Here is a 2604-nt window from a genome sequence, read left to right on the forward strand (position 1 = left end):
CCAGAAATTAAGTTACAGCATCAAACCCTAACTTAGCTCAAATCCTTCTCGACTCATTAGATTTCCTACAACGCCACCAGCGTCTAGCTTTGCATGGTTATGTGATCATGGAAAACCATCTTCACTTAATTGCATCAGCTGAGAATTTATCCAGAGAAATAGCAGCGTTCAAGTCTTTTACTGCCAGATCTGTGATTGATTGGTTAAAGAAAAATCGGACTGAGTATTTACTAGAGCAACTGAAATTTCACAAGCAGTTATACAAAACTACCCAAGAATACCAGCTTTGGCAAGAAGGTTCACACCCGCAAGCAATCTTAAGTCAAGAGATATTTAAGCAAAAGTTGGAATATATGCACAATAACCCACTCAGGCGCGGCTATGTGGATGATCCTGCTCATTGGCGATATTCCAGTTACCGTAATTACATGGGTATGAAAGGAGTTTTAGCTGTTGATTTGATTGATATGTAGTTGGAGTCTCAGGAGGCTGAGCCTCCTAAATTGCGTTCCCAGGCTGCAGCCTGGGAACGAGGTAGTATTTCTCGTTCCCAGACTCCGGCTGGGAATGCCCATACTGAGGCTCAGCCTCACCTCCTATTTCCTCGTTCCCAGACTCCTATTTCCTCGTTCCCAGACTCCGGCTGGGAATGCCCATACTGAGGCTCAGCCTCACCTCAAGGAGGTACTACGAAACTTGACTGCGATCAAACAACCACCCATCGCCAACCATCTCCTCTAAACGTTGAGTGAGTTGGGGAAGAAAATATTCTGGATCATTCAGCCTTTGCTGGATAAGCCAAGTGTCAAACGCTTCCTGCGTCTCAACTCCTTGAGCACCCGCCACCGATGATATCATCCTGACACTCAAATCCTGGAATTCCTCTAACTGCAGATGCCCTTCGCCTCGGCAGTTGCAAAAGAATAGTGCCGTTCTTCCTAGCAAGGCTTGCAGTTCATCGCCTTGAGGTACAGCGTCATACAAAGCACGGATGATATGAATTGTATCTGCTAAGGGAGCTTGAATCCTCAACGTCAGCCAGATTGCTTGAGCCAGGTAAACCAAACCGTTGCTTTCATCTGCTACGCCTAAGTTATTCAGAACTCTCACCAAATTGCCATAAGCACGAATCTGTGCCAATGCCGAAGCAGCTTGCAGATTTAAATCTAACTCCCTAGCTTTATCTCCTGTTTCACCTGCGACAGAAGCCATATTTGCCAGAGTTGTGGCTTTACCACCGACATCGCCAATCCGCTCAGATATTTCCAAGGATTGTTGCCAAAGTGCGATCGCTCTTGAGATGTCCCCTTGTTGAGCTATCACCTGTGCCATGTTGCTCAGGGTTGCAGCTTTACCACCGACATCGCCAATCCGCTCAGATATTTCCAAGGATTGTTCCAATAGTGCGATCGCTGTTTCGATGTCTCCTTGTTGGGCGATGACTCGTGCCATGTTGCCTAAGGTTGCGGCTTTACCACGGACATCGCCAATGCGCTGTTTTATTTCCAAGTCTTGTTGCCAAAGTGTGATCGCTCTTGCGATGTCCCCTTGTTGGGCTATCACCCGTGCCATGTTGTTCAGGGTTGTGGCTTTACAACCAACATCACCAATCCGCTCAGATATTTCCAAGGATTGTTGCCAAAGTGTGATCGCTCTTGCGATGTCCCCTTGTTGGGCTATCACCAGTGCCATGTTGTTCAGGGTGATAGCTTTACCACGGACATCGCCAATCCGCTCAGATATTTCCAAGGATTGTTGCCAAAGTGCGATCGCGCGCGAGATGTCCCCTTGTTGGGCGATGACTCGTGCCATGTTGCCCAGGGTTGCAGCTTTGCCATCGACATCGCCAATCCGCTCATATGTTTCCAAGGATTGTTGCCAAAGTGCGATCGCTCTTGCGATGTCCCCTTGTTGGACAATCACCTGTGCCATGTTGCTCAGGCTTGCGGCTTTACCACTGATATCGCCAATCCGCTCAGATATTTCCAAGGATTGTTCCAATAGTGTGATCGCCCTGGGGATGTCTCCTTGTTGGGCGATGACTCCTGCCATGTTGTTCAGGGTGACAGCTTTTTCTTTAAAGTCTGCTTCAGGGCAAAGCTCTAAAGCTTGCTGATAATGGGCAACAGCATCCTCAACTCTGCCCAAAACCTGTTCTGCACGGGCGATGGTTCCCAAGATACGGTAGTCCACAAACTTTTGCAGTAGTTGCTCACAAAATTGGAAAGTCTCCAAAAACCGGGAACTGTCCGCCCAGTGAACTGCAATCCTATGCCCAGCGTTGACAGCAATTTCCTCCTCCCCAGCCAGCAGTCCCAAGCGCACTATTTCCAGTCCTTGCTCTTCCCTGTATTCCTCAGACTCCTCCCACCACACTTGATAAATTTTCCTTGCTGCTTGCTGTCGCGTTGTTTGCCACTCTTCCTCACTTAATAACGGTTCCAGCAAGGATTCTAAAATCGTCGTCACGCGATATTCAGCGGTTTGGCTGGCGTGAGTCGTGGCAGATTCAACTAAGCTGAGGCTGACTAATTTCTCTAACCATAACCTCTGCTCATCTCTTGCTCCCCTCTCCTTACTAAGGAGAGGGGCTGGGGGTGAGGT

2 protein-coding genes are annotated in these 2604 nt (G+C 48.3%); one reads left to right on the plus strand and one right to left on the minus strand.

The genetic code is table 11. The features are described from left to right. Nucleotides 1-107: 107 nt before the first annotated feature. Nucleotides 108-473, plus strand: coding sequence for a hypothetical protein (locus DP117_RS33915; protein WP_248277968.1), 366 nt, complete (start codon nucleotides 108-110; stop codon nucleotides 471-473). Nucleotides 474-687: 214 nt separating this feature from the next. Here the strand turns inward: DP117_RS33915 and DP117_RS33920 are convergent. Next, nucleotides 688-2604: tetratricopeptide repeat protein (locus DP117_RS33920; RefSeq protein ID WP_169222538.1), on the minus strand; the 1917-nt coding region annotated here is incomplete at its 5' end.

This window comes from Brasilonema sp. UFV-L1 (assembly GCF_012912105.1).
Classification (GTDB): domain Bacteria; phylum Cyanobacteriota; class Cyanobacteriia; order Cyanobacteriales; family Nostocaceae; genus Brasilonema.

Coding starts and splice junctions, on each gene's coding strand:
- DP117_RS33915 (WP_248277968.1), top strand. CDS start 108: ATGGAAAACCATCTTCACTTAATTGCATCAGCTGAGAATTTATCCAGA.